This window comes from Roseomonas sp. BN140053 (genome assembly GCF_047690175.1).
In the GTDB taxonomy this organism is placed as follows: domain Bacteria; phylum Pseudomonadota; class Alphaproteobacteria; order Acetobacterales; family Acetobacteraceae; genus Roseomonas.
Genome location: NZ_JBLLEB010000002.1, coordinates 321026 through 343943, shown reverse-complemented (window position 1 = coordinate 343943; position 22918 = coordinate 321026). Strand labels below are relative to the sequence as shown.

Sequence of the window (22918 nt, the reverse complement as noted above, 5' to 3'; positions counted from 1 at the left end):
AGTGCCGCGCAACAAGCACCATGCCGGGGCGTTGCTGAACCAAACACAGCGCTCCGGAGGAACTCATGGCCGAGAACGAGACGGGCAGCGGCACCGGCGGAACCCAGCCGACGGGGACGGGCGGGCTGAACCCCGGCGACGATGCCGCGCCGGGAACGCCGGGCACCGGCGAGGATGTTTGCCCGACCTGCCAGGGCAGCGGTCGCGCTGCGAACGGCCAATGCCCGAACTGCGGCGGCACCGGCATCGTCATCAAGGGTGTCGCGGGCGGCTAGCGGGGAAATCTCCATCCTGCCCGCGCCGGTTCAGCATGGGGCGGCGCAGCAGGCAGGAGGGCAGCAGCAGGGTGATGCCCCGCGGCAACGCCGGTTTCTCCCCGGCGTTCTTCGCGCAGCCGCGGCGGGAAAAGGACAGGGCATGACCGGGAATTCCGTGACCACCAATGGCAACGCCGCCTCCGGCGCCCCCAGCCCCGGCGACGAGGCCGAGCCCGGCGCGCCGCAAACGGCCGAGAACAGCTGCCGCGACTGCGGCGGCACGGGAAGGCTGGACGGCGAGAACTGCCCGACCTGCGAAGGCACGGGGCTGGTCACGGTCACCGTGGGCGACGCCTAGAGGCGCGTCCGCGGCACGGTCGGGGCAGGCATGGCCAGGAACGAGCTGGCGGAATTGCGCGGGGAGATCGTGGCGCTGGAAACGGCGCTGGCGGCCGCCTTCGGCGAGATCGCGGCCCTGCGCGCGGCGGTGACCGGCGGCGGTGCCAGGGCGGCCAACGACGCCATGGAGGTGATGGCCACGGAGCTGGAAGGCTCCGTGCTGCGCGGCGTGGTGATCGCCGAAGAGGCCGGGCAGGAGGCCGCGGCCGCCGGCTTCGAGCGGCGCATGGAGCTCATCGCGCACGCCCTGCGCAACGCCATCGGCTTCCAGGAGCGCTGAGGGCCGGGCGGTTCAGGCAGCCTCTTCCAACCGCTCGCTCAGGCTCAGCCATTCCTCCTCCAGCAGCCCGACCTGGTGCGCGATGGCCGCGCGGCGGGTGGTGGCCCAGGTGATGTCGGCCGCCTTGCGCTTGTTGTAGAATTCCGGGTCCGCGAGCTTGCGCTCGATCAGCCGGTCTTCCAGCCGCAGCTTTTCCAGCTTGCCGTCGATCTCCTTGACCCGCTCGCGCAGCGGCGCCAGGGCGGCGCGCGCCTGGGCGCGGTCGCGGCGGTCGTCGCGCTTGGCCGGGGTGGCGTCGCCGCGCGTGGGCGCGCGGGCGCGGTCGGCCAGGATGGCGCGGTAATCGTCCAGGTCGCCGTCGAAGGGCTTCACCGTGCCGTCGGCCACCAGCCAGAGCCGGTCCGCCACCAGTTCCACCAGCCGCGGGTCGTGGGTGATCAGCAGCACCGCGCCGCCGAAATCGGCCAGGGCGCGGATCAGCGCGTCGCGCGCGTCCATGTCCAGGTGGTTGGTCGGCTCGTCGAGGATCAGCAACTGCGGCGCTTCGCGCGTGCACAGCGCCAGCAGCAGCCGCGCCTTCTCGCCGCCCGAGCAGGATTTCACCAGCGTGGTGGCGCGGTCCACGTCCAGCCCGAAGCGCGCCAGCTGGGCGCGGCACTGGGTTTCCGTGGCCTTGGGCAGCGCCGCCTGCATGTGCGTCAGCGGCGTGCCCTCGGGGTCCAGCTCGGCTTCCTGGTGCTGCGCGAAGTAGCCGACCTTGAGGCGCGGCGTGCGCTTCACCTCGCCGTCGATCGCCGTCATGCGGCCGGCGATCAGCTTGGCCAGGGTGGACTTGCCGTTGCCGTTGGCGCCCAGCAGCGCCACGCGGTCGTCGCCGTCCAGCCGCAGCTCCATGCCGGACAGCACCGGGCGGCCGTCATAGCCGGCGGTGGCGCCCATCATGGTCAGGATCGGCGGCGCGACCTCGGCCGGTTCGGGGAAGTTGAAGTGGGTGACCTTGTCCTCCACCACGGATTCCACCGGTCCCAGCCGCTCCAGCGCCTTGATGCGGGACTGCGCCTGCCGCGCCTTGGAAGCCTTGGCGCGGAAGCGGTCCACGAAGGCCTGCATGTGCTTGCGCTCGGCGATCACCTTGGCGTTGGCCGCCACCTGCTGCGCCCGGCGCTCCGTGCGGATGCGCACGAATTCCGTGTAGCCGCCGGGATAGGCGGTGATCTTGCCGCCATCCAGGTGGGCGATGCCGTCCACGCAGCGGTCCAGCAGGTCGCGGTCGTGGCTGATGATGATGGCCGCGCCGGCGAAACGCTTGAGCCACTGTTCCAGCCAGATCGTGGCTTCCAGGTCGAGGTGGTTGGTCGGCTCGTCCAGCAGCAGCAGGTCGGGTTCCAGGAACAGGGCGCGGGCCAGGGCCACGCGCATCCGCCAGCCGCCGGAATATTCGCCGATGGCGCGCGCCTGCGCCGCGGCGTCGAAGCCCAGGCCGCTCAGCACCGTGCCGGCCCGAGCGGGCGCGGTGTCGGCGGAGATGGCGCGCAGGCGCTCATGCACCTCGGCGGAGCGGTTGGCGGGGAGGTCGGGGTCCTCCAGTTCCGCCAGCAGGGCGGCGCGTTCGGTGTCGGCGGCCAGCACCGTGTCCAGCAGGGAGGCGTCGCCGCCCGGCGCTTCCTGCGCCAGGTAGGCCATGCGCGCCCGGGCGGCGAGGCGGATGTCGCCGCCATCGGGCTGCAGCTGCTTGGTCAGCACGCGGAACAGGGTGGACTTGCCGACCCCGTTGCGGCCGACGAGCCCGATCTTCTTGCCGGTGTCCAGCTGCAGCGCGGCGCCGTCGAGCAGCGTCCGGCCGGCGAAGCGCACGGTCAGGTCCTGGATGGTGAGCACGGTCATGGTGCGCGCCTTGTACCGCCGCGGCGCGGCGCAGGCCACGGCCACATAACAGCCCCTCGCCGGCGGCGGGGATCACCGCCGGCCACCCCACCGGTTCCGGCCGCCCCGGGCCGCGGCGCCGGGGTTCAGCCGCGTTCGGTCGGCGGCACCACCATGCAGGGGGAGGGGCCGCGCGGGCGGGCACAGCCGGCCTGGGCAGCCGCCCGCGTCAGGCCCGTGACGCGGGCGCGGAAAAAGGTCCGCCCGCCGACCTGCACGCGCTCCACCTCGGTGCGGGCACCGCGCCAGTTGCCGCGGCGCAGCGCCTCGGCCGCTGCCCGCTGGGCAACCGCGGGCGCGGCAAAGGCGCCGACCTGCACCGCCCAGGCGGCAGGGGTGGGAAGCGCGGCCGCCGCCGGCTGCGCGGCCCCCCGGCGCGGCGGGGCGGCGCGCATGGCGGCGGGGACGTCGGCCATCACCTCCGGCAGCGGTGCGACGCGCGACGGCACCGGGAAGGCGGCCGGGCGGCCCGGCAGGCCGCGCGACGGCAGCGGCAGGACCGGCGCCGCCATGGCCGAACCCACCAGGCGCGGCAGGCCCAGCCCCGCCACCATCATGTCGCTGCGCGGGACGCTGCGGGCGAAGCCATCGTCCAGCAGCGCCATCACGTGCTCGTCGCGTTCCTCGCCGCTGCTGCCACCGAACACCACGGCCACCAGCCGCGTGCCGTCGCGCTGCGCCGAGGTGACGATGTTGAAGCCTGACGCGTTGATATAGCCGGTCTTGATGCCGTCGGCGCCGGGGTAGCGCGCGTTGACGCGGTTGTGCCCCACCACCGCCTTGCCCTGCCAGGTGAAGCGCGCGGTGGAAAAGGCGGCGTAGCGTCCGGGGAAGTCGCGGATCAGGGCGAGGCCCAGGATGGCCATGTCGCGGGCCGTGGTGACCTGCCAGGAATCCGGCAGGCCGGAGGCGTTGCGGAACACCGTGCTGCCCATGCCCAGCGCCCGGGCGCGGCCGGTCATTTCCCGCGCGAAGAAGGCTTCGCTGCCGCCGCCGAGGAACTCGCCCACCGCCACCGCCACGTCGTTGGCCGAGCGCGTGACCAGGGCCAGGATGGCGTCGCGCACTGCGATGGAGGAGCCCGCCCGCAGCCCGAGCCGCGAGGGGGGCTGCGCCGCCGCGTTGGCCGAAACGGGAATGCGCGTGGCGGGGGAAAGCCCGTGGTCGCGCATCGCCTCGAACAGCAGGTAGAGGGTCATCATCTTGGTCAGCGAGGCCGGGAAGCGCAGCGCGTCCGGGCTGCTGGCGGACAGCACCGTGCTGCTGCGCGCGTCCAGCACGATGGAGGCGTAGCGGTCGCTGCCGATCTGTGCCTGGGCGCCACGCGAGGGCAGCCAGAGGACCGCGAGCAGGGCGAGAGCGAGGGCAGATCGCCGCGAGAACGCACCGGTTCGGGTCATGCGGTTCCAGTCCCCCTCCGGCGGACCGTGCCCCCCGGCTGTCCGCGCATCCCGCACGGAGAAGCCGGATCGACGTCCGCGGCAACCGCGGATCGGCCGGTGCCAGCCTGTTCGGCGGCATTCCCGGCGTGACCGCGTCCTGTCGGCCACACTACGGCGGCGTCATTTCCGGCGCGTTAAGACGCTTCGTTACCGGCTGAAACACGGCGTTGCGCGACGGGGCCGGTCGCCGCCTCGGTCCGGGCCGAGTCGCGGCTGGCCGAGTTTCGCACCGGCCGGGGCGGCCGCGCGTCGTTTCCCGGCGCTGCCGACGGGCTCGGTCGTGACCGGGTCGCGTGCCTCCTGCCGCCCGGTTCGCGGCGCTGCGGCCCTGCCGGATCACCGACGGTTCCGTGACGCCGCCCTGCCTTGAAGCGCGCTTCCCGCGAGTCGTACACGGAACACCGCAGCAACCACGAGAGCATATCGCTTGACCCGTTCCGTTCCCGCCTTCCCGCGCGCCCGCCACCCGGAGGCGGCGCGATGAGCGACGCTGCCGCCCCGCGCATGCGGGCCGCCGTGCTGTCCGGCCCGGGGCAGCTGCGGCTGGAGGAGGTCGCCCGCCCCGAGCCGGGTCCCGGGCAGGTGAGGCTGCGGCTGGAAGGCTGCGGCGTCTGCGCCTCCAACCTGACGCCCTGGGCCGGGCCGGAATGGATGCAGTTTCCCACCCAGCCCGGCGACCTCGGGCACGAGGGCTGGGGCGTGGTGGACGCGGTGGGCGAGGGGGTGGAGGGGCTGGCGCCCGGCGACCGCGTCGCCGCGCTGTCGTTCCGCAGCTACGCCGAATACGACCTGGCCGAGGCCGACGCCGTGGTGCGCCTGCCGGACAGCCTAGCCGGGCAGCCCTTTCCGGGCGAGCCGCTGGGCTGCGCCATGAACATCTTCCGCCGCTCCGGCATCGAGGCCGGGCAGACCGTGGCCATCGTGGGCATCGGCTTCCTAGGCGCCATCCTGTGCCGGCTGGCCACCGATGCCGGCGCGCGGGTGATCGCGGTGTCGCGCCGTCCCTTCTCGCTGGAGGTGGCGCGGCAGTTCGGCGCCGCCGAGACCATCCCGATGGAGGACCACAACGGCATCATCGCCTGCGTGAAGGAGCTGACCGAGGGCCGCTTCTGCGACGTGGTGATCGAGGCGGTGGGCAAGCAGTGGCCGCTCGACCTCGCGGCGGAACTTTGCAAGGAGCGCGGCCGGCTGATCGTCGCGGGCTACCACCAGGACGGGCCACGGCAGGTCAACATGTGGCTGTGGAACTGGCGCGGGCTGGACGTGATCAACGCCCATGAGCGCGACCCCAAGGTCTACCTGGCCGGCATCCGCGACGCGGTGGAGGCGGTGGCTTCCGGCCGACTGGACCCCAGCCCGCTCTACACCCACCGCTTCCCGCTGGACCGGTTGGGCGAGGCGCTGGACGCCACGCGCGACCGGCCGGACGGGTTCCTCAAGGCGCTGGTGACGGTGCGATGACGCCGGGTTCCGCGGGCCGTCCGCGCCTGGGCTTCCTGGGCGTGGGCTGGATCGGGCGGCACCGCATGCAGGCCATCCTGGACACCGGCGCGGTGGAAGTCGCCGCCGTCGCCGATCCGTCCCCCGAGATGGCAGCCGAGGCGGCCCGTCTGGCGCCGGGGGCCGCCCTGGTGCCCGACCTGGACGCGCTGCTGGCGGCCGGGCTGGACGGGGTGGTGATCGCCACCCCCAGCGCCCTGCACGCGGAACAGTCGATCCGCGCGCTGGAGCGCGGCGTGGCCGTGTTCTGCCAGAAGCCGCTGGGCCGCACCGCCGCCGAGGTGGTCGCGGTGGTGGAGGCGGCCCGCGCGGCGGACCGGCTGCTGGGCGTGGACCTGAGCTACCGCTTCACGGAAGGCATGCGCCGCATCCGCGAGCTGCTGCGCGGTGGCGAGCTGGGGCGCGTCTTCGCCGTGGACCTGGTGTTCCACAACGCCTACGGGCCGGACAAGCCGTGGTTCTACGACCCCGCCCTTTCGGGCGGCGGCTGCGTGATGGACCTGGGCGTGCACCTCGTGGACCTGGCGCTCTGGGCGCTGGACTTCCCGGGCGTGACGGAGGTGTCCAGCCGGCTCTTCGCGGGCGGCGAGCCGCTGGGCGGGCGGCCGGACCGTGTGGAGGACTACGCGGTGGCGACGCTGGGGCTGGAGGGCGGGGCGGCGGTGCAGCTGGCCTGTTCCTGGAAGCTGCAGGCAGGCCGCGACGCGATGATCTCGGCCGCCTTCTACGGCACGCAGGGCGGTGCGGCGCTGCGCAACGTCGATGGGTCCTTCTTCGACTTCACGGCCGAGCGCTTCCGCGGCACCGCGCGCGAGGAACTGGCGACGCCGCCGGACGACTGGGGCGGGCGGGCCGCCGCGGACTGGGCCAGGCGCCTCGCCGCGGGCGAGGGCTTCGCGCCGGAAGCGGCGCGGCTGGTCGAGGTGGCGCGGGTGCTGGACGCGATCTACGGGCGTTGAGGCTGAAGGACGGCGCTGGAGGCTGAGCCAAGCCGGGGGAGTGAACTCCCCCAGTCCCCCTCCTTTTTTCATGAGTCGAGAAGCGCGCGGGCGGCCACGGGAGCACCCGGGAACTTCCGAAAAGAGAAGGGGGTCCGGGGGGATGCTTCCCCCCGGCTTGCTTTCCTCGCTGCATGGTACCGAAGGCACGACGGCAGCCCCTGAAGGTCTGCGCGAATTGGGCCATTTCGGGAACCGGCCGGTAGCGGCGGACGGATTTGAACCGCCGACCAAGGGATTATGATTCCCCTGCTCTACCGCTGAGCTACGCCGCCAGCCGGAGGCGCGCGATTAGGCCGCGACGTCGCCGCTGTCAACGGCCGGGGCCCGCAGGAAGCCACCGCCCAGCACGCGGTCGCCGTCGTAGAGCACCAGCGCCTGGCCGGGCGCGACGATCACCGGGGCTTCCGGTGTCACGCGCAGCAGGCCGTTGGCAGCGTCCCATTCCGCCAGCACCGGCTGCGGCACCTCGCGCGCCCGGAACTTCGCCTGCGCGGCGAAGGGGTGCGCGGGTGGGATGGCCAGCCAGTTGACCTCGCCGGCGGTGGCCGTGGGGCGCGGCAGGGCGGCGCGGGGGCCGACCACCACGCGCCGGCCGGGAGCGTCCAGGCGGGCGACGAAGAGCGGCTCCGCGCCGTCACGCGAGGCGGTGCCGAGCCCACGGCCCTGGCCGATTGTGTAGCGACCGATGCCCTCGTGCCGGCCCAGCACACGGCCGTCGAGGTGGGTGATCTCGCCGGGCTCGGCGGCCTCGGGGCGCAGCTTGGCCACGGCCTCGTGGTAGCGGCCGGAGGGCACGAAGCAGATGTCCTGGCTGTCCGGCTTCTCAGCCACGGCGAGGCCCAGGCGGACGGCCTCGGCGCGCACCGCGGCCTTGTCCGGCATCTCGCCCAGCGGGAAGCGGCTGAAGGCCAGCTGCTCGCGCGTGGTGGCGAAGAGGAAGTAGGATTGGTCGCGCGCCGGGTCGGCAGCGCGGCGCAGCTCGGGGCCGTCCGGGCCCTCGGCGCGGCGGGCGTAATGGCCGGTGGCCAGCGCCTCGCAGCCGAGGTCGCGGGCCAGGGCCACGAGGTCCTGGAACTTCACCGTCTGGTTGCAGCGGATGCAGGGGATCGGTGTTTCGCCGCGGGCATAGCTGCCGGCGAAGTCGTCGATCACGGCGGAACGGAAGCGCGCCTCGCGGTCCAGCACGTAGTGCGGGAAGCCCAGCCGGTCCGCCACGTCGCGGGCGTCGTGGATGTCCTGGCCGGCGCAGCAGGCGCCCTTGCGGGAGGTCGCGGCACCGTGGTCGTAGAGCTGCAGCGTGGCGCCGACCACCTCGTGCCCGGCCTCGTGCAGCAGCCCGGCCACCACCGAGCTGTCCACGCCGCCGGACATGGCCACCAGGATCCGCATCGCGCGCTGCATCAGGCCACGCCGGACAGCGCTGCGACCGCGACGCCGACATCCTGGCGCGACGGCACGGCGTTCAGCCCCATCTGCCAGAAATCCGCTTCCAGCCGGGCGGCTTCCGCGAAGGTGGCCGTGAGCGAGGCGAGCCGCGCTTCGCCGCCGTGGCTGGCGCCCAGCGCGTCCAGCCGCGCCACGCCGCGGGCGGCGACCTGCTGGTAGTCGGCGCTGGCGTAGCTGCTGATCCAGGACTCGTAGGGGTTGTTGTCGCGGTTGCGGCCGGGATGCGCCTCGATGCGGCGGGCGACCTCGCCGTAGCCGACGGTGCAGGGGGCCAGGGCGACTTCCAGGTCCAGGATGTCGCCGGCGAAGCCGCGGTCCAGCACCCAGCGGGTATAGGCGACGGTTTCCGGCGCTTCCTTTTCCGCCACCACGGCGGCCTCGCTCAGCCCCCATTCGGCGCAGTAGCGCAGGTGCAGCTTGGTTTCGCTCAGGATGTTGCCCAGCACGGCCTGCTTGCGGCGCATGGCGTCCAGGCTCTCGGCCTTGAACAGCGCCAGGGCATGGGCGCGGGCGAACTGGATCAGGAACAGGTAGTCCTGCACGAGGTAGCGCTGAAAGGCGGGCAGGGGCAGCGTGCCCTCCGCCAGGCCCTGCACGAAGGGATGCCAGCAATAAGCGTCCCACTGCGCCGCAGCACCCGCGCGCAGGCGCTGAAACAGCCCGCCCGGCTGACCTTCCACGGACAGCGCCGCCTCCGCGGCCGGCGGGGCGGCGATGCCCCCCGCCGCCGCGGCCCGGGCGGCAGCGTCGGGGGTCGCGGCCGACCCCGCGCCGGCGGCAGCGGCCTGGGCGGCGCCCGGCGCGGTGTCGGCGCTCATCTCAGCCGCCGGCGTGCTTGCTGCCGGCGGGCAGCTTCACCACCAGGCCGTCCAGCGCATCGGTCATCACCAGCTGGCAGCCCAGGCGCGAGGTTTCCTGCAGGTCGAAGGCGAGGTCGAGCATGTCCTCCTCGTCCTCGGTCGGCTCCACCAGCTTGGGGAACCAGGACGGGTCCACGATCACGTGGCAGGTGGAGCAGGCGAGGGAGCCCTCGCAGGCACCCTCGATGTCCACGCCGTGCCGGTGCGCGATTTCCAGGACGCTGAGCCCGAGCGGCGCGTCCACCTCGCGGGGCGTGCCGTTGCGCTCGATGAAGGTCATCTTCGGCATGCGCCGTTCCCTACTCTGCCGCTCGTCGTGAAACCGTGGACTCCCAGGCGCGCGCCAGCAGCGCCGCGGCCCGGTCCACCTCCGCGGGCGAGGTAAAGCGCCCGATCCCCACGCGCAAGGTCGCGCGCGCCGCGGCCTCCTCCAGCCCGATCGCCCGCAGCACGTAGGACGGCTCCACCGCGGCCGAGGAACAGGCCGAGCCGGTGGAGACGCAAACGCCCGGCGCCGCGGCCATGATCGCCTGGGCGTCGGCGCCACCGGGAAAGGTCAGGTTGAGGTTGCCGGACACCCGACGCTCCGCGTGACCGTTGACCTGCAGCCCCGGCACCGCCGCCTGCAGCGCCGCCAGGAAGCGGTCGCGCTGCCCGGCGATGCGGCCCGCATCCAGCGTGCCTTCCAGCCGGGCGATGCGGGCGGCCTCGCCGAACCCGACCACCAGCGGGGCGGGCAGGGTGCCGGAGCGCAGCCCGCGCTCCTGCCCGCCGCCCGACAGCAACGGGGCCAGCCGCACCCGCGGCCGGCGGCGGACATACAGCGCGCCGATGCCCTTGGGGCCGTAGAGCTTGTGGGCGGACAGCGACAGCAGGTCGATCGGCACGGCGCCGACATCCAGCGGGATGCGCCCGGCCGCCTGGGCGGCATCGGTGTGGAACAGGGCGCCGGACACCTTGCTGATCGCGACCAGAACCGGCAGGTCCTGCACCACGCCGATCTCGTTGTTGACGGCCATCACGCTGACCAGCAGCGTGCGCTCGTCCACGGCGGCGCGCAGCACCTCCGGGTTCAGCAGCCCGTCGGGGCCGACCGGCAGGATCACCGGCTCGAAGCCTTCGGCCTGAAGGTCGCGGACGCTCTCCAGGACGCATTTGTGTTCGGTGGCGACGGTGATGATCCGTCGCCGCTCCAGGCCCGCGGCTGACCCGTCCGGCGCCTGCGACGCCGCGAAGCGCGCCGCGCCCTTGATCGCCAGGTTGTTGCTTTCTGTGGCGCCGGAGGTGAGCACGATCTCCCGCGCTTCCGCCCCGATCAGGGCGGCGATCTCGGCGCGGGCGGCTTCCACGGCTTCTTCCGCGGCGCGGCCCAGGGTGTGCTCGACGCTGGCGGGGTTGGCGAAGTTCTCCTCCCACCAGGGCCGCATCGCCGCCAGCACCCGCGGGTCGGGCGGGGTGGTGGCGTGGTTGTCCAGGTAGATCGGGCGGTTCGCCCCAGGGGTGGGTGGCGCACTCATGCCGGGCAAGATGGGTCCTGTGGCGCCGCGACGCGAGAGGGTCTTCGCATCCCCGGCATGTTGGCGCCGCACCCCCGGCCGCGAGGCTGAACCGTGGCCCCCGCCGCGCTGCCAAGCCATGGCCCCGGCCGCACCGTCAGAGCGCGCCGCTAGGCCGCGGCGGGCTGCTCGCGCCGCAGGCGGGACCGCATGGCGGCATAGGCGTCCAGGAAACGCGCCGCGGCGTCGGGCGCGGCATTCCAGGGCAGCGACACGCGGATCGCGCAGCCCGCCTCTGCCCCCAGCCCCATGGCGTCCAGCACGGGCGAGCGCCCCACCTTGCCGGAGGAGCAAGCCGCCCCGGCGGACACCCGCACCCCCGCGAGGTCCAGGGCGATCACCTGGGTTTCCGCGGGCACCCCCGGCAGCACCAGGCAGCTGGTGTTGGGCAGGCGGGGCGCGCCGGCCCCGGCAACGATTGCGCCGGCGCCGGCCTCGATCGCGTCGCGCAGGGTGGCGAGGCGGGCTGCCAGGGCGGGGTCGGCGGCCTCGGCTGCGGCGCCCAGCCCGGCAATGGCGGGCAGCGCTTCCGTGCCGCCGCGCCGGCCGCGTTCCTGCCCGCCGCCGGTGGTGCCGGGGGCGAGATCCAGCCCGGGCCGCAGCAGCAGCGCCCCGGCGCCCTTGGGCCCGCCCAGCTTGTGGCCCGACACCGCCAGGCTGTCGGCCCCCAGTTCACCCAGGGACACCGGCACGCGGCCGCCGGCCTGGACGGCATCGACGTGCAGCCGGGCGCCGTGGCGGCGGCACAACGCCGCGGCCTCGGCGACGGGGTGCAGCACCCCGGTCTCGTTGTTGGCCAGCATCAGGCAGACCAGGGCGGGAGAACCCTCGGCAAGGGCCGCCTCCAGCGCCGCGAGGTCGAGCACCCCGTCCGGCGTGACCGGCAGGCGCGCGGCCGCCGCGCCGCCGCTGGCCTGCGCGTCGGCCGCCGCGAGAACCGCCGGGTGTTCCGTGCTGCCCACCAGCAGCCGGCGCCCGGCGCCCAGGCCGCGGATGGCCAGGGTGTCGGCCTCCGTGCCGCCGGAGGTGAACACCACCTCGGGCGGCCGGGCGCCGAAGCGCTGGGCCACCTGCGCCCGCGCCCGTTCCAGGATGCGGCGGGCGGCGCGGCCATCCGCGTGCACGGAGGACGGGTTGCCGGGAAGGTCGAGCGCCTCGATGGCGGCCCGGCGGGCTTCGGGGCGCAGCGGCTCCGTGGCGTTGGCGTCGAGGTAGAGGCTCACGGCACCGCGCGCGGGGTCACGGCCCGTCCGGGTGGTTGTGGCCGGGACCGGCGCGGTGCGCCCCGTTGTGGCCCCAGCGATAGGGGGGCGCGGCGCGGTCCAGCACCCGGCCTTCCACCACGTCCGCCAGCGTCACCCCGGCCAGGAACAGGCGGATCTGCTCGCCCAGTTCGGCCCACAGGTCGTGGGTGGTGCAGCGTCCGCCGGCCAGGCAGCCCGGGCCGCCTTCCTCGCAGCGGGTGGCGGCGATGGGCTCGTCCACCGCGTCCACGATCGCGCTCACGGCAATGTCGGCCGCCGGGCGCGACAGCCGGTAGCCGCCGCCGGGGCCGCGGGCGGACCCCACCAGCTCCGCCCGGCGCAACCGCGCGAAGAGTTGTTCCAGATAGGCCTGCGACAGCTGCTGGGCACTGGCGATCTCGCCCAGGCTGACCGGGCGGCCCTGGGGCGTGCCGGAATCGCGGGCGCGGCCGGCGAGCTCCACCATGGCCATCACCGCGTAGCGTCCCCGGGTGGACAAGCGCATGCCGGTCAGCTCCACCGTGGATGGGGCAGGGGGGCCGGGCACGGCGCGGGCCTGTGCAACAGGGGCAAAGCATCGCCTCGGCGCGTGAACATAGGCGACATGCCATGATTCCGTTATGAAAACTGCGAACTGACGCCTATATTGGCGCTGCCCCGGGCTTCGTAAGCCCTTCCCGGGGCATCACGGCGGGGTTCGGAATCGGTCAGGCGCGGGACGCTGACCCTATGGCAGGCCAGGCATGGCCGCCAGGGGGCTCCCTGGTCGCGGGCGTTTTCCGGATGTGATCGCACGGCTGGCTGCGATGCCAGGCCAGGGCTTTGGCTCGGGATGCGTGTTCGCGCGCAGCCCCAAGGATGTGGATGCAAGGGTACGATGCCCGAAGTGATGTTTGCCGGCCCGGATGGCCGGCTCGAGGGGCGCTATCACCATTCCAAGCGCCCGAATTCGCCCGTAGCCCTGATCCTGCATCCCCACCCGCTGCATGGCGGGACCATGAACAACCGCGTGGTGCACGGGCTCTACACCCGGTTCCAGGCGATGGGCTTCTCCACCCTGCGCTTCAACTTCCGCGGCGTTGGCAAGAGCCAGGGCCGCTACGACGGCGGCATCGGCGAAATCTCCGACGCGGCCTCGGCGCTGGACTTCCTGCAGACGGTGAACCCCGCGGCGCCCATGCTGTGGGTCGCGGGGTATTCCTTCGGCGCCTATGTCGGCATGCAGCTGCTGATGCGCCGGCCGGAGATGGGCGGCTTCGTGTCGATTTCCGCCCCCGCCAGCCATTACGATTTCGGCTTCCTGGCGCCCTGCCCCTGTTCCGGCCTGATCCTGCACGGTCAGGACGACGAGCTGGTGCCGGAGCCGAGCGTGCGGAAGCTGGTGGACAAGCTGAACACCCAGAAGGGCGTGAAGATCGACTACCGCGTCATGGAAGGCGCCGGCCATGTGTTCACGCCGGAACAGACCGAGCGCGTGGCGGATGCCACCCAGGACCACGTGATGACGGTGCTGAACCGCGCGCGCATGTCGATGGCGGCCGACTGAGCTCCGGTATCCCGGACGAAGCCTGAACGGGCGGAAGGGCGCGAAGCCTTTCCGCCCTCTTTCTTGCCCGAAGCTCCGGTCCGATCGCCGCCGCCTAGCGCTTCCGCGTGGCTCGCGGCCTGCCGGCACGGCCCTTCCGCCCCGTGGCTGCCAGCTCTCGAATCCGGCTTGAAGCAGCTCTGGATACCGGGCATCGCAGCGCGCATGCCCAACGCGAAGCCTTTCCCACACCCGTTCCGGGCGGCCTCGCCGCTGCGCAACTTCCTGGACAAGGAAGCCTCCGGCGGGCTGGTCCTGATGGGCGCGGCCGCCTTCGCGCTGGTGGTGGCCAATTCGCCGCTGCGCTTCGCCTACGCGGAAGCGCTGCACCTGTCCCTCGGCCCGCTCAGCCTGTCGCACTGGATCAATGACGGGCTGATGGCCGTGTTCTTCCTGCTCGTCGGGCTGGAGATCAAGCGCGAGATGCTGGACGGCCAGCTGTCCACTTGGTCGCGCCGCGCCCTGCCCGGGATCGCCGCGGCGGGCGGCATGGCCGTGCCCGCGGTGATCTACGCCGCGCTGAACTGGCACGACCCGGCGACGCTGCGCGGCTGGGCCATTCCCACCGCCACCGACATCGCCTTCGCGCTGGGCGTGCTGTCCCTGTTGGGGCCGCGCGTGCCGGTGACGCTGAAGGTGTTCCTCACGGCGCTGGCGATCATCGACGACCTCGGCGCGGTGCTGATCATCGCGCTGTTCTATTCGGGCGACCTGTCCTTTCCCGACCTGGCCGCGGCGGCCGCGGTGCTGGTGGTGCTGGCGGCGCTGAACCGGGCCGGCGTGCGCCGCCTGTCGCCCTTCCTGCTGCTGGGCCTGGTGCTGTGGGTCTTCACCCTGCGCTCCGGCATCCACGCCACCATCGCGGGCGTGGCGCTGGCGCTGTGCATTCCCATCCGCACCACGCCGGGGACGCCCGACACGGCCGAGGGCTCGCCGCTGCACCTGCTGGAACACGTGCTGCACAAGCCGGTGGCCTTCCTGATCGTGCCGCTCTTCGGCTTCGCCAATGCGGGCGTGTCGTTTGTTGGGCTGGACCCGTCGGTGCTGCTGCAGCCGCTGACGCTGGGCGTGGCGGGCGGGCTGCTGCTGGGCAAGGTGGTCGGGGTGTTCGGCAGCGCCGGGCTGGCCATCCGGCTGGGCCTGGCCGACCTGCCGGCGGGGGCGAGCTGGCCGCAGCTCTTCGGCGTGGCGCTGCTGTGCGGGATCGGCTTCACCATGAGCCTGTTCATCGGGCTGCTGGCCTTTGCCGATGATCCCCTGCTGCAGGACGAGGTGAAGCTCGGCATCCTCGGCGGCTCGGTGCTGGCGGGACTGGCGGGCTGGGCGGTGCTGCAGGTGGTGCCCCGCGAAGCGCCGCAGCCGGAGGTGTCCCGCTAGCGCGCCGCAGGGCGGCGCATCGCGACCCGAGGCTGCCGCGGGGGCAGGGCCGGGGCCGGGCCCACACGCGAACCGGGCATTCCGCGGCCGGTTCGCGGCGGCCGTTGGCGGGCGGTTCGCGGCCGCTCCGCCTCCGGCGCGATACGCCGAGCGCCCGCCTGCTGCGGACGAACAACTGGCCCGGACGTCTCCGCCTCCGGGAACGGGGCCGCCCGCGGCCCTACGCGGCCGCGGGCCGGACGATCATTCCCGCTCCATCCCGGCCTCTCGCGCCAGGCTCGCCCAGCGGGTCAGCTCGTTGCGCCAGAAGGCGGTGAAGGTCGCCACCGGCTCGCCGCCGCCGGCCACGCCGTTCTGCGTCCAGGCAGCCTGGATGGTGGGGGTGGCCAGCACCTCGGCCACGGCGCCGCGCAGGCGCTGCACGATGGCGTCCGGCGTGTTCTTGGGGCCGAACAAGCCGTACCAGGTTTCCATCTGGATGTTGGGGAAGCCGGCCTCCGTCATGGTCGGCAGGTCCGGAAAGGCCGGCGAGCGCGCCGCGCTGGTGACGGCCAGGGCGCGCAGCGCGCCGCCGCGGATCTGCCCGGCCGCCGAGGGCAGCGTTTCGAACATCAGGGTGGTGCGGCCGGCGACGAGGTCGTTGATGGCCGGCGCGCTGCCGCGATAGTGCACGGCGGTCATCTCGATCCCCAGGGCGCGGGCAAACATCGCCCCGGTCAGGTGGTGCAGCCCGCCCGGCCCGCCGGTGGCATAGGTCAGCGACCCCGCAGGCTGCGCGCGCATCCAGGACACCAGCTCCGGCATGCTGCGCGCGGGCAGCGAGGGCGGCACCAGCAGCGCATTGGGCGAGCCGCCGATGCCCGTTACCGGCGTCAGGTCGTTGGCGCTGTCGTAGGGGACGTGCTGCACGGCCGGCAGGATGGCGTGGTGCACGGCACCGAACAGGAAGCGCGTGCCGTCGGGCGGCGACTTGGCGATGTAGTCCGCCCCGATGGCCCCCGCGGCGCCGGCCCGGTTCTCCACCACCACGGTCTGCCCGAGCGGCGTGCGCAGCCCTTCCGACAGCAGCCGCGCCAGCGTGTCCAGCGATCCGCCCGGCGAGGAGGGCACCACCAGCTGCACGGGGCGGCTGGGCCATTCCTGCGCCCGCGCGGAACGACCCGACAAAGGCAGCAGGCCGAGGGAGGCCCCCGCTGCCAAGATGCTCCGCCTGTTCATGGTTCTTCTCCTCCCTGCCAGCCCTGCCGTCGCGCCGTTCCGCGAAGGCCGTCGCGCGGGCACAGTGCCGGGTTTCTGCTGCCCCGTGGTGGGCGATCTTGTCGGTGGGTCCGTTTCCCGGCCGTGAAAACCGGAAACGGCGCCGCCGCGGTTCAGGCCTTGCCCTTGCCGCGCGAGGTCGGCACCCGCGCCAGTTCCCGCACCGCCGCCGGGTCCGGCGAGAAGCCCAGGCCGGGCGCTTCCGGCAGGGTGATCCAGCCCGCTTCCGGCCGCGGCAGGGCGCCGAAGATGCGCTCGGTCACCAGCACGGCGAGGTGGTGGTATTCCACCAGCCCGCCATTCGCGATGCCGGCGTGGAAGTGCATGTTGTGGTGCGTCCAGGCGCCGCCGTTGGCGATCGGCTGGTTGAAGGCCGCGGCCAGCCCCGCCGCGCGCAGGCACTGGGTGTAGCCGCCACCGATGGCGACGTTGGGCTGCAGCACGTCCACCGCCTGGGCTTCCACCAGGCCGCGGAAGCGGTGCAGCAGGCCCTCGTTCTGCCCGGCGGCCAGCGGCACCCGCACCTGCGAGCGCAGCAGGGCGAGCTGGCGCGGGTCGTTCTCGGCGATCGGCTCCTCGAAGAAGCCGATGTTCAGCTCCGCCACGCGTTCCGCCAGCCAGCGCGCGTTGTAGGGGTCCAGCGAGCAGTTGGCGTCGAGGTAGATCAGCGGCTCCGGCCCCACCGCGTCGCGCACGGCACGGACCCGCTGCAGGTCCTCGCGCAGCACGTCCAGCACCGGGCGCGGCTCGTCGCGGCGCTGCTGCGCGTGGTGGCCCACCACCATCTTCAGCCGGGCATTGCCCTGGCCGGCCCAGTGCTTGGCCGCGGATGCCAGCTGGTCGCGGTCCATGGAAGCGAAGCCGAAGGTGACGTAGACCGGCACGCGCGGCCGCGCCGCCCCCAGCAGCCGCCACACCGGCTGGTTCAGCGCCTTGCCCTTGATGTCCCACAGCGCCAGGTCGATCGCCGCCATCGCGTGGCTGGCGTAGCCGGTCTGCCCGCGCGGCGAGAGCAGCCAGTACAGCCGGTCCCACAGCTTCTCGTGCGCCAGCGCGTCCTCGCCGATCAGCGCAGGGCCGGCGACCTCGTTCACCGCCGCGGCGACGATCTCTTCCTCGGTGATGGCGGTCAGGCCGTGGCCGACCAGGCCGCCCTGGGTTTCCACCTCCACCAGCACCAGGGAAAGCGACGCGTCGCGCGCGAAGCCCGGCAGGTCGAAGCGCGCCTCCACGTTCAGGGGGGTGGCGGTCACGCGCGCGATGCGGTGCCGGTCGGCGGTGTCTTGGTTCAAGGGACGTTCCTCACTCGCGCGATTGGCGCGCCGGGGCGGCCCGCTGTCCAGCACGAATACGCGAAGCGGGCTTTCGCCGGGGGCGAAGGCTGGCGGCGGGAGCGAGGTATTCCGCGAAGAGCCGCGCCGGCTCGGTCAGCGCGGCGAAGGAGCGGGCGGCGACCACGTGCTGCCGGCGCGCCCAGGGATCGGCCAGCGGCAGGGCGGCGAGGTCGCGGGCGGAACGCGCCAGGGATTCCGGCAGCACGGCGGCGCCCAGCCCGGCGCGCACCATGCGCAGCGCAGCCTCGAAGGAGCCGACCTGCACCCGCAGGCGAAGCTCCTGCCCGGCCTCGGCCGCGGCGCGGCGCAGGGCGGCGTGCAGCGCCGTGCGGTGGTCCAGCCCCACCAGGTCGAAGGCCAACAGGGCGGCGAAGGGCAGGGGGGCGCCGCGCTTTTCCGGCCACAGGGGATGGCCGGGGGGCACCACCGCCACCAGCCGGTCCTCCTGCCAGGGGCGCCATTCCAGCCCCGGCGTCACCCAGGCGGCGTCCAACAGCGCCAGTTCCACCGCCCCGTCGCGCAGCGCCACCGCCGCGTCGCGGCTGGTCATTTCCCGCAGGTCCAGCCGGCAGGCCGGGTGCGCCGACAGGAAGCCGCCCAGCAGCCCGGGCAGGAACTGCACCACCACCGACACGCTGGCCGCCACGTGCAGGTGGACGCGCCCGCCGGCGCCGATGTCGCCGCTCTCCACCAGCAGGCGCCGCAGCCCTTCCGCCAGGCCGCGCCAGCGTTCCAGCGCCGCCTCGCCCGCCGGGGTCAGGCGCATGCCGCGGCCGCCGCGTTCCAGCAGCCGCGTCCCCAGCGTCGCTTCCAGGTCCGCGATGCGGCGGCTGCCGGCGGCCACCGCGAGGTTCAGGCGGGCGCAGGCGGCGCTGAGGCTGCCGCTCTCGGCCACCGCCTCGAACAGCGACAGGGAGGTGAGGTCGAGCCGTCGCAGGCGGCCGCCCGAGGCCGTGGCATTCTCTCCGCCCGGCAAGCGTCGCACGTCCTGCCCGTCCCCCCACCGCTGCGCCGGCCCCGGCCCGCGCGCGACGACCTTGGCGGAGGGGGATGGCGGCGGGAAGCCCGCCCCGGCGGCGCGGCGAAACTCCGCGCGAGATCGCGCCGGGATCGTCGCCGCGGCCGGCCGCGCGGTGTATCCTGCCGGCGCGATATCGGATGATGAAGTTGCGAGTCGAGGACGACCGGCCGGAAGCGTTCGAGCCTTCCGGCGATGGGAGCGGCATCACCGGGGACGCGGCCAGCCCGGCGCTGCGGGCGGAGGAACGCGACGCGGCCTTCCTGCACGCGCTGGGCGAGCGGCTGCGCGTGCTGCGGGCCCGGCGCGGCATGGCGCGGCGGGTGCTGTCGCAGCATTCCGGCGTGTCGGAACGCTACATCGCGCAGCTGGAATCCGGGGCCGGCAACATCTCCATCCTGCTGTTGCGGCGCATCTCGCGCGCGCTCGGCGTCGGGTTGGAGGAGCTGGTGACGGCGCAGCCGGAACGCTCCATGGAGCGGGTGCGGCTGGACCAGTTCCTGGGCGGCCTGTCGGACACCGAGCTGACGGAAGCGCGCAGCCTGCTGGGGCGCCGCTTCGGCTCGGCCGAGGCGCGGTCCCGGCGCAACCGCCTGGCGTTGATCGGGTTGCGCGGGGCGGGCAAGTCCACGCTGGGCCGGATGCTGGCGGCCCGCCGCGGCATCGCCTTCGTGGAGCTGGACCGCGAGGTGGAGCGCGAGGGCGGCATGGACCTGCGCGACATCTTCGAGACGCAGGGCCAGGAAGGCTTCCGGCGCCTGGAACGGGCCACGCTGCAGCGGCTGGTGCGCGACGGCGAGCCCGCGGTGATCGCGGCCGGCGGCGGCATCGTGGCGGAGGCCGGAACCTTCGGCCTGCTGCTGGACACCTGCCTCTGCGTCTGGGTGCGCGCCTCGCCGGAGGAGCACATGCGCCGGGTGATGCTGCAGGGCGACCTGCGGCCGATGCGGGACAACAACCGGTCCATGGACGACCTGCGGGCGATCCTGGCGAGCCGCGAGGCGCTCTACGCCAAGGCCGACTTCACCCTGGACACCTCCGGCCGCTCGCCGGAGGAGTGCCTGGAGGAGCTGATGGGGCTGCAGGACGGGGCGGGGGGCTGAAAAGCCGGGGGGAAGTATCCCCCCGGACCCCCTTCTATTTTCGGGAGTTTGGGGGTGCCTTCCAGGGCACCCCCAAACTCCCGAAAGAAGGAGGGGGACTGGGGGAGTTCACTCCCCCAGCCTTCTCAGACCCCCGGCTCGGCCCGGCTTTCCAGCGCCGCCCGGAACTCCGCCGGTACGGGGATCGGCTTCATGCTCTTGCCGTCCACGAAGGCGCAGGCGAAATGGCCTTCGAAGCTCAGGCGGTCGCCATTGGCGTGGCCCTGCACCAGGAAGCGCAGCGAGGAGCCGCCCAGCCGTTCCAGGCGCACGGTGATCGCCAGCGCGTCGCGCGGCGTGAGGGGCGAGCGGAAATCCAGGTCCATGTGGACGAAGGGCGTGCCGATGCCGCGCCGGACGTTCAGCTCATACCAGTCGGCATCCAGCACTTCGAGGAACCAGGCCTCCAGCGCTTCCATGCAGAATTGCGGAAAGCGCCCGGTATAGGCGATGCCGGCGGCGTCCACGTCACCCCAGGTGACGCGGCGGTGGAACACGAAGGACATGCGGGGCCTGATACGCTAGTACGTCTCGACGTGGTAGCGGCCGGCCTCGCGCATGGTCGCCCGTAGCGCCGGCCAATCGAAGCCGCCCACGGTGCCAATATTCGCGAAGGCTTCCTCCACCCCGGCCTCCAGGCCGCGCAACCCGCAGACGTAGATATGCGTGGTGGGCTTGCGCAGCAGCTCGGCCAGGGCCTCGGCCCGGGTGCCCATGCGGTGCTGCACGTATTCCTTGGGCGCGTCCGGCAGGCGGGAGAAGCACAGGTCCTGCGCCAGCACGCTTTCCGGCACCTTCTTGAGCGGCCCGAAATAGGGCAGCTCCGCTGGGGTGCGGGCCCCGAAGAACAGGTGCAGCCGCCCGCGTCCGGCCGACGCCAGACGGCGGCGGCGCTCGGTGAAGCCGCGGAAGGGCGCGGCGCCGGTGCCGGTGCAGATCATGATGATGTCGGCATCCGGGTCGTCCGGCATCAGGAAGGTGGAGCCGAAGGGGCCGATCACCTGCACCGTGTCGCCCATGGCGAGGTCGCACATGTAGTTCGACGCGATGCCGCGCAGCACCGTGCCGTCGTGCTGCGGTTCCAGCACGCGCTTCACGGTCAGGGCGAGGTTGTTGGTGTTGGGCCGCTCACCGTCGCGCGCCGAGCAGATGGAGTAGAGCCGCATGGCGTGCGGCTTGCCGTTGGCGTCCACGCCCGGCGGGATCACGCCGATGCTCTGCCCTTCCAGCACGGGGAAGGCCACGGCACCGAAATCCAGGATGATATGGTGCACGTCCGAGCCGGTGTCGGCGCGAGTCACCCGGATATTGCCGGTCACCTTGGCGATGGCGGGGTTGCCGCGGTTGAACAGGTTGACCCGCGGCTTGGAGGCCGAGGCCGGCGCCCGCACCTTGCCGCCCGCGCCCTTGTGGGCGTCTTCCAGCAGTGCCGCGGCCTCGTCATCCAGCGCGTCGACGCTGGCCGTCTCGGCTTCCGGGAGTTCAGGCTTGGGCGGCAACTCGTCCCAGGAGAACTGTTCTTCCAGGGAAAAGGGCTGGATCACCTGGAACCAGTTGTCGATGGCGCCGGTGGGGCAGGGCGCCACGCAATCCATGCAGAAATTGCAGCCTTCCAGCCGCACGACGTAGTTGTTGTCGTCATGCGTGATGGCGTCCACCGGACAAGTGGCCTCGCAGGTGTTGCACCGGATGCAGATTTCCGGATCGATCAGGTGCTGCTTCAGCCCCGCGCTGCCGCCCGTGCTGCCGTCCATGGAACCGCTTCCTTCCCGATCGCGTCACCGCCGCGCTTCCCCGGGCATGGGAGCCCGGGGAAGCGCGGCTCGTCCCGAAGCCTCAGGACTCCCAGATTTTCACGTATTCGAAGTTGCCGGGCTTGTTGTCGATGCCGACCTTCGGCGCGGCGATCCAGCTGGCGTACTCGCCGACCGCGCTCACCGGCTGCATCAGGCTGGTGATGTAGAGGTTGTCCGCCGTGGAGGGCAGCCACTCGTCGCGCTGCGCTTCCCACTGCTCCGCCGTCAGGATCTCGCCGGTGGGGGAGACGTGGTGGCCCTTGAACTCGCCGATGTTGCGGTTGAAGGCGACGTGCGACAGGGACAGGCGGAAGTTGACGCCGGCCTTCTCGATCGCCTTGTTCCAGCGGCCCACGCCGCCGGCGCAATCCGCCACGTAGTCGTCGCGCAGCCGCAGGTTCAGGGCGGACAGGGCCGGCACTTCCTCCGTACCGATGGCGCCGTCGATCATCCGCACCACCGGGTAGGTGGCGTCGAGCAGCTGGTGGTCGTCCTCCAGCTTGTCCTCGCGGTAGCGGCCCTTCATGCCGGCGTTGAAGGCGTTCGCCGCATTGGTGGACACCTCGTTGCCGAACAGGTCCAGCGTCAGGGAGAAGTGCAGGTTGGCCTTCTTCTGCAGCGTCGGCAGGTCGATCACACCCAGGGCGCGGACGCGCTCGATGTCGTAGGGGTCGGTGATGCCGGCCTCCTTCATCGCCTGGCAGGTCTTCTCCACCACGCGCATCACGCCGGTCTCGCCCACGAACATGTGGTGCGCTTCCTCGGTCAGCATGAAGCGGCAGGTGCGGCTCAGCGGATCGAAGCCCGACTGCGCCAGCGCTTCCAGCTGCATCTTGCCGTCGCGGTCGGTGAAGAAGGTGAACATGAAGAAGCTCAGCCAGTCCGGCGTCGCCTCGTTGAAGGCGCCCAGCATGCGCGGGGTGTCCTCGTGGCCGGAACGGCGGCGCAGCAGGTCGTCCGCTTCCTCGCGGCCTTCCTTGCCGAAATACTTCTGCAGCAGGTAGACCATCGCCCAGAGGTGGCGGCCTTCCTCCACATTGACCTGGAACAGGTTGCGCAGGTCATACAGCGAGGGCGCGGTCTTGCCGAGGTGGCGCTGCTGCTCCACCGAGGCGGGCTCGGTGTCACCCTGGATGGTGATCAGGCGGCGCAGCATGGCGCGGTATTCGCCCGGCACTTCCTGCCAGACGGGCTCGCCCTTGTGCTTGCCGAAGGGGATGGTGCGGCCTTCCACGGCGGGGGCCAGCAGCACGCCCCACTTATATTCGGGCATGCGGACGTAGTCGAACTTGGCCCAGCCCTTGGGGTCCACGCTGATGGCGGTGCGCAGGTAGACCAGGGCTTCCTGGAAGCCGTCCGGCCCCATGTCCTTCCACCAGTCGATATAGCCGGGGTGCCAGGTTTCCAGCGCCTTGCGCACCCGCGCATCGCCGGACAGGCCGACATTGTTGGGGATCAGGCCGTCATAGTCGACGTTCATGCCGTCGGGCATCGCTCGCGT

General features: G+C 72.8%; 22 protein-coding genes and 1 tRNA gene. 8 read left to right on the top strand and 15 right to left on the bottom strand.

Annotated features, from left to right (window positions below):
* The first annotated feature begins 65 nt into the window (after positions 1-65).
* The 3 genes from ACLIBK_RS03705 to ACLIBK_RS03695 all read left to right on the top strand — a co-directional run bounded on the left by ACLIBK_RS03705 (position 66) and on the right by ACLIBK_RS03695 (position 936).
* Positions 66-275, top strand: a complete 210-nt coding sequence (locus tag ACLIBK_RS03705) for a hypothetical protein (RefSeq protein WP_415385872.1) — start codon at positions 66-68, stop codon at positions 273-275.
* Between the two features lie 142 nt (positions 276-417).
* Positions 418-615: a hypothetical protein gene (locus tag ACLIBK_RS03700; protein ID WP_415385871.1), complete on the top strand. Its 198-nt coding sequence runs from the start codon at positions 418-420 to the stop codon at positions 613-615.
* 30 nt (positions 616-645) lie between these two features.
* The gene (locus ACLIBK_RS03695) at positions 646-936 is read left to right on the top strand and encodes a hypothetical protein (RefSeq protein ID WP_415385870.1); all 291 of its coding nucleotides are present in this window, start codon (positions 646-648) and stop codon (positions 934-936) included.
* Positions 937-948: 12 nt separating this feature from the next.
* Here ACLIBK_RS03695 and ACLIBK_RS03690 read toward each other — a convergent pair whose 3' ends face one another.
* Together ACLIBK_RS03690 and ACLIBK_RS03685 are read right to left on the bottom strand one after the other, a co-directional pair.
* On the bottom strand, positions 949-2820 hold the full coding sequence (locus ACLIBK_RS03690; protein WP_415385869.1) for an ABC-F family ATP-binding cassette domain-containing protein: 1872 nt from the start codon (positions 2818-2820) through the stop codon (positions 949-951).
* Positions 2821-2945: 125 nt separating this feature from the next.
* Complete coding sequence (locus tag ACLIBK_RS03685; RefSeq protein WP_415385868.1) at positions 2946-4259, bottom strand: D-alanyl-D-alanine carboxypeptidase family protein; 1314 nt, start codon at positions 4257-4259, stop codon at positions 2946-2948.
* Positions 4260-4781: 522 nt separating this feature from the next.
* On the opposite strand from ACLIBK_RS03685, the gene ACLIBK_RS03680 reads away from it, so the two are divergent.
* Positions 4782-5762: an MDR/zinc-dependent alcohol dehydrogenase-like family protein gene (locus ACLIBK_RS03680; protein ID WP_415385867.1), complete on the top strand. Its 981-nt coding sequence runs from the start codon at positions 4782-4784 to the stop codon at positions 5760-5762.
* On the top strand, positions 5759-6760 hold the full coding sequence (locus ACLIBK_RS03675; protein WP_415385866.1) for a Gfo/Idh/MocA family protein: 1002 nt from the start codon (positions 5759-5761) through the stop codon (positions 6758-6760). The genes ACLIBK_RS03680 and ACLIBK_RS03675 overlap by 4 nt, the downstream gene beginning before the upstream one ends.
* Positions 6761-7002: 242 nt before the next feature.
* Here the strand turns inward: ACLIBK_RS03675 and ACLIBK_RS03670 are convergent.
* The 7 genes from ACLIBK_RS03670 to ACLIBK_RS03640 form a co-directional block, all read right to left on the bottom strand.
* A tRNA-Met gene (locus ACLIBK_RS03670) sits at positions 7003-7074 on the bottom strand.
* Positions 7075-7090: 16 nt separating this feature from the next.
* Complete coding sequence (gene mnmA, locus ACLIBK_RS03665) at positions 7091-8191, bottom strand: tRNA 2-thiouridine(34) synthase MnmA (RefSeq protein WP_415385929.1); 1101 nt, start codon at positions 8189-8191, stop codon at positions 7091-7093.
* Positions 8192-8202: 11 nt separating this feature from the next.
* The gene (gene tenA / locus ACLIBK_RS03660; protein WP_415385865.1) at positions 8203-9066 is read right to left on the bottom strand and encodes a thiaminase II; all 864 of its coding nucleotides are present in this window, start codon (positions 9064-9066) and stop codon (positions 8203-8205) included.
* 1 nt (position 9067) lies between these two features.
* Positions 9068-9397 carry a ferredoxin family 2Fe-2S iron-sulfur cluster binding protein gene (locus ACLIBK_RS03655; RefSeq protein ID WP_415385864.1) on the bottom strand — a complete coding sequence of 110 codons (330 nt, stop codon included), beginning with the start codon at positions 9395-9397 and terminating at the stop codon, positions 9068-9070.
* 10 nt (positions 9398-9407) lie between these two features.
* Entirely contained in the window at positions 9408-10625 is a 1218-nt protein-coding gene (locus ACLIBK_RS03650; protein ID WP_415385863.1) for a cysteine desulfurase family protein, read from the bottom strand.
* A gap of 149 nt (positions 10626-10774) precedes the next feature.
* The gene (locus tag ACLIBK_RS03645) at positions 10775-11887 is read right to left on the bottom strand and encodes a cysteine desulfurase family protein (protein ID WP_415385862.1); all 1113 of its coding nucleotides are present in this window, start codon (positions 11885-11887) and stop codon (positions 10775-10777) included.
* A 16-nt stretch (positions 11888-11903) separates the two neighbouring features.
* Positions 11904-12413, bottom strand: a complete 510-nt coding sequence (locus ACLIBK_RS03640) for an Rrf2 family transcriptional regulator (protein WP_415385861.1) — start codon at positions 12411-12413, stop codon at positions 11904-11906.
* A 372-nt stretch (positions 12414-12785) separates the two neighbouring features.
* Here ACLIBK_RS03640 and ACLIBK_RS03635 point away from each other — a divergent pair, with 372 nt between their 5' ends.
* Both ACLIBK_RS03635 and nhaA read left to right on the top strand, forming a co-directional pair.
* Positions 12786-13454 (top strand): alpha/beta hydrolase, encoded by a 669-nt coding sequence (locus ACLIBK_RS03635; RefSeq protein WP_415385860.1) that lies wholly within the window; start codon positions 12786-12788, stop codon positions 13452-13454.
* A gap of 204 nt (positions 13455-13658) precedes the next feature.
* A complete protein-coding gene (nhaA, locus tag ACLIBK_RS03630; RefSeq protein ID WP_415385859.1) occupies positions 13659-14870 on the top strand; it encodes a Na+/H+ antiporter NhaA in 1212 nt (403 codons plus the stop codon).
* 243 nt (positions 14871-15113) lie between these two features.
* Here nhaA and ACLIBK_RS03625 read toward each other — a convergent pair whose 3' ends face one another.
* The 3 genes from ACLIBK_RS03625 to ACLIBK_RS03615 form a co-directional block, all read right to left on the bottom strand.
* On the bottom strand, positions 15114-16088 hold the full coding sequence (locus ACLIBK_RS03625) for a Bug family tripartite tricarboxylate transporter substrate binding protein (protein WP_415385858.1): 975 nt from the start codon (positions 16086-16088) through the stop codon (positions 15114-15116).
* A 152-nt stretch (positions 16089-16240) separates the two neighbouring features.
* Positions 16241-17419 (bottom strand): mandelate racemase/muconate lactonizing enzyme family protein, encoded by a 1179-nt coding sequence (locus tag ACLIBK_RS03620; protein WP_415385857.1) that lies wholly within the window; start codon positions 17417-17419, stop codon positions 16241-16243.
* Between the two features lie 10 nt (positions 17420-17429).
* Entirely contained in the window at positions 17430-18446 is a 1017-nt protein-coding gene (locus ACLIBK_RS03615) for a LysR family transcriptional regulator (RefSeq protein ID WP_415385856.1), read from the bottom strand.
* 173 nt (positions 18447-18619) lie between these two features.
* Between ACLIBK_RS03615 and ACLIBK_RS03610 the strand changes: the two genes are divergently transcribed.
* A complete protein-coding gene (locus tag ACLIBK_RS03610; RefSeq protein WP_415385855.1) occupies positions 18620-19582 on the top strand; it encodes a helix-turn-helix transcriptional regulator in 963 nt (320 codons plus the stop codon).
* A 125-nt stretch (positions 19583-19707) separates the two neighbouring features.
* On the opposite strand, the gene ACLIBK_RS03605 is transcribed toward ACLIBK_RS03610, so the two are convergent.
* From ACLIBK_RS03605 to boxB, 3 genes are all read right to left on the bottom strand, one after another.
* Positions 19708-20127, bottom strand: coding sequence for an acyl-CoA thioesterase (locus ACLIBK_RS03605; RefSeq protein ID WP_415385854.1), 420 nt, complete (start codon positions 20125-20127; stop codon positions 19708-19710).
* A 15-nt stretch (positions 20128-20142) separates the two neighbouring features.
* Positions 20143-21375: a benzoyl-CoA 2,3-epoxidase subunit BoxA gene (gene boxA, locus ACLIBK_RS03600; RefSeq protein WP_415385853.1), complete on the bottom strand. Its 1233-nt coding sequence runs from the start codon at positions 21373-21375 to the stop codon at positions 20143-20145.
* Positions 21376-21457: 82 nt separating this feature from the next.
* Positions 21458-22909: a benzoyl-CoA 2,3-epoxidase subunit BoxB gene (gene boxB / locus ACLIBK_RS03595; RefSeq protein WP_415385852.1), complete on the bottom strand. Its 1452-nt coding sequence runs from the start codon at positions 22907-22909 to the stop codon at positions 21458-21460.
* Between the last annotated feature and the right edge of the window lie 9 nt (positions 22910-22918).

What these genes read in the sequence shown, in the direction of transcription:
- ACLIBK_RS03705 (WP_415385872.1), top strand. Translation starts at nt 66, where the DNA reads ATGGCCGAGAACGAGACGGGCAGCGGCACCGGCGGAACCCAGCCGACG.
- ACLIBK_RS03700 (WP_415385871.1), top strand. Translation starts at nt 418, where the DNA reads ATGACCGGGAATTCCGTGACCACCAATGGCAACGCCGCCTCCGGCGCC.
- ACLIBK_RS03695 (WP_415385870.1), top strand. Translation starts at nt 646, where the DNA reads ATGGCCAGGAACGAGCTGGCGGAATTGCGCGGGGAGATCGTGGCGCTG.
- ACLIBK_RS03690 (WP_415385869.1), bottom strand. Translation starts at nt 2,820, where the DNA reads ATGACCGTGCTCACCATCCAGGACCTGACCGTGCGCTTCGCCGGCCGG.
- ACLIBK_RS03685 (WP_415385868.1), bottom strand. Translation starts at nt 4,259, where the DNA reads ATGACCCGAACCGGTGCGTTCTCGCGGCGATCTGCCCTCGCTCTCGCC.
- ACLIBK_RS03680 (WP_415385867.1), top strand. Translation starts at nt 4,782, where the DNA reads ATGAGCGACGCTGCCGCCCCGCGCATGCGGGCCGCCGTGCTGTCCGGC.
- ACLIBK_RS03675 (WP_415385866.1), top strand. Translation starts at nt 5,759, where the DNA reads ATGACGCCGGGTTCCGCGGGCCGTCCGCGCCTGGGCTTCCTGGGCGTG.
- mnmA (WP_415385929.1), bottom strand. Translation starts at nt 8,191, where the DNA reads ATGCGGATCCTGGTGGCCATGTCCGGCGGCGTGGACAGCTCGGTGGTG.
- tenA (WP_415385865.1), bottom strand. Translation starts at nt 9,066, where the DNA reads ATGAGCGCCGACACCGCGCCGGGCGCCGCCCAGGCCGCTGCCGCCGGC.
- ACLIBK_RS03655 (WP_415385864.1), bottom strand. Translation starts at nt 9,397, where the DNA reads ATGCCGAAGATGACCTTCATCGAGCGCAACGGCACGCCCCGCGAGGTG.
- ACLIBK_RS03650 (WP_415385863.1), bottom strand. Translation starts at nt 10,625, where the DNA reads ATGAGTGCGCCACCCACCCCTGGGGCGAACCGCCCGATCTACCTGGAC.
- ACLIBK_RS03640 (WP_415385861.1), bottom strand. Translation starts at nt 12,413, where the DNA reads ATGCGCTTGTCCACCCGGGGACGCTACGCGGTGATGGCCATGGTGGAG.
- ACLIBK_RS03635 (WP_415385860.1), top strand. Translation starts at nt 12,786, where the DNA reads ATGCCCGAAGTGATGTTTGCCGGCCCGGATGGCCGGCTCGAGGGGCGC.
- nhaA (WP_415385859.1), top strand. Translation starts at nt 13,659, where the DNA reads ATGCCCAACGCGAAGCCTTTCCCACACCCGTTCCGGGCGGCCTCGCCG.
- ACLIBK_RS03625 (WP_415385858.1), bottom strand. Translation starts at nt 16,088, where the DNA reads ATGAACAGGCGGAGCATCTTGGCAGCGGGGGCCTCCCTCGGCCTGCTG.
- ACLIBK_RS03610 (WP_415385855.1), top strand. Translation starts at nt 18,620, where the DNA reads ATGATGAAGTTGCGAGTCGAGGACGACCGGCCGGAAGCGTTCGAGCCT.
- ACLIBK_RS03605 (WP_415385854.1), bottom strand. Translation starts at nt 20,127, where the DNA reads ATGTCCTTCGTGTTCCACCGCCGCGTCACCTGGGGTGACGTGGACGCC.
- boxA (WP_415385853.1), bottom strand. Translation starts at nt 21,375, where the DNA reads ATGGACGGCAGCACGGGCGGCAGCGCGGGGCTGAAGCAGCACCTGATC.
- boxB (WP_415385852.1), bottom strand. Translation starts at nt 22,909, where the DNA reads ATGCCCGACGGCATGAACGTCGACTATGACGGCCTGATCCCCAACAAT.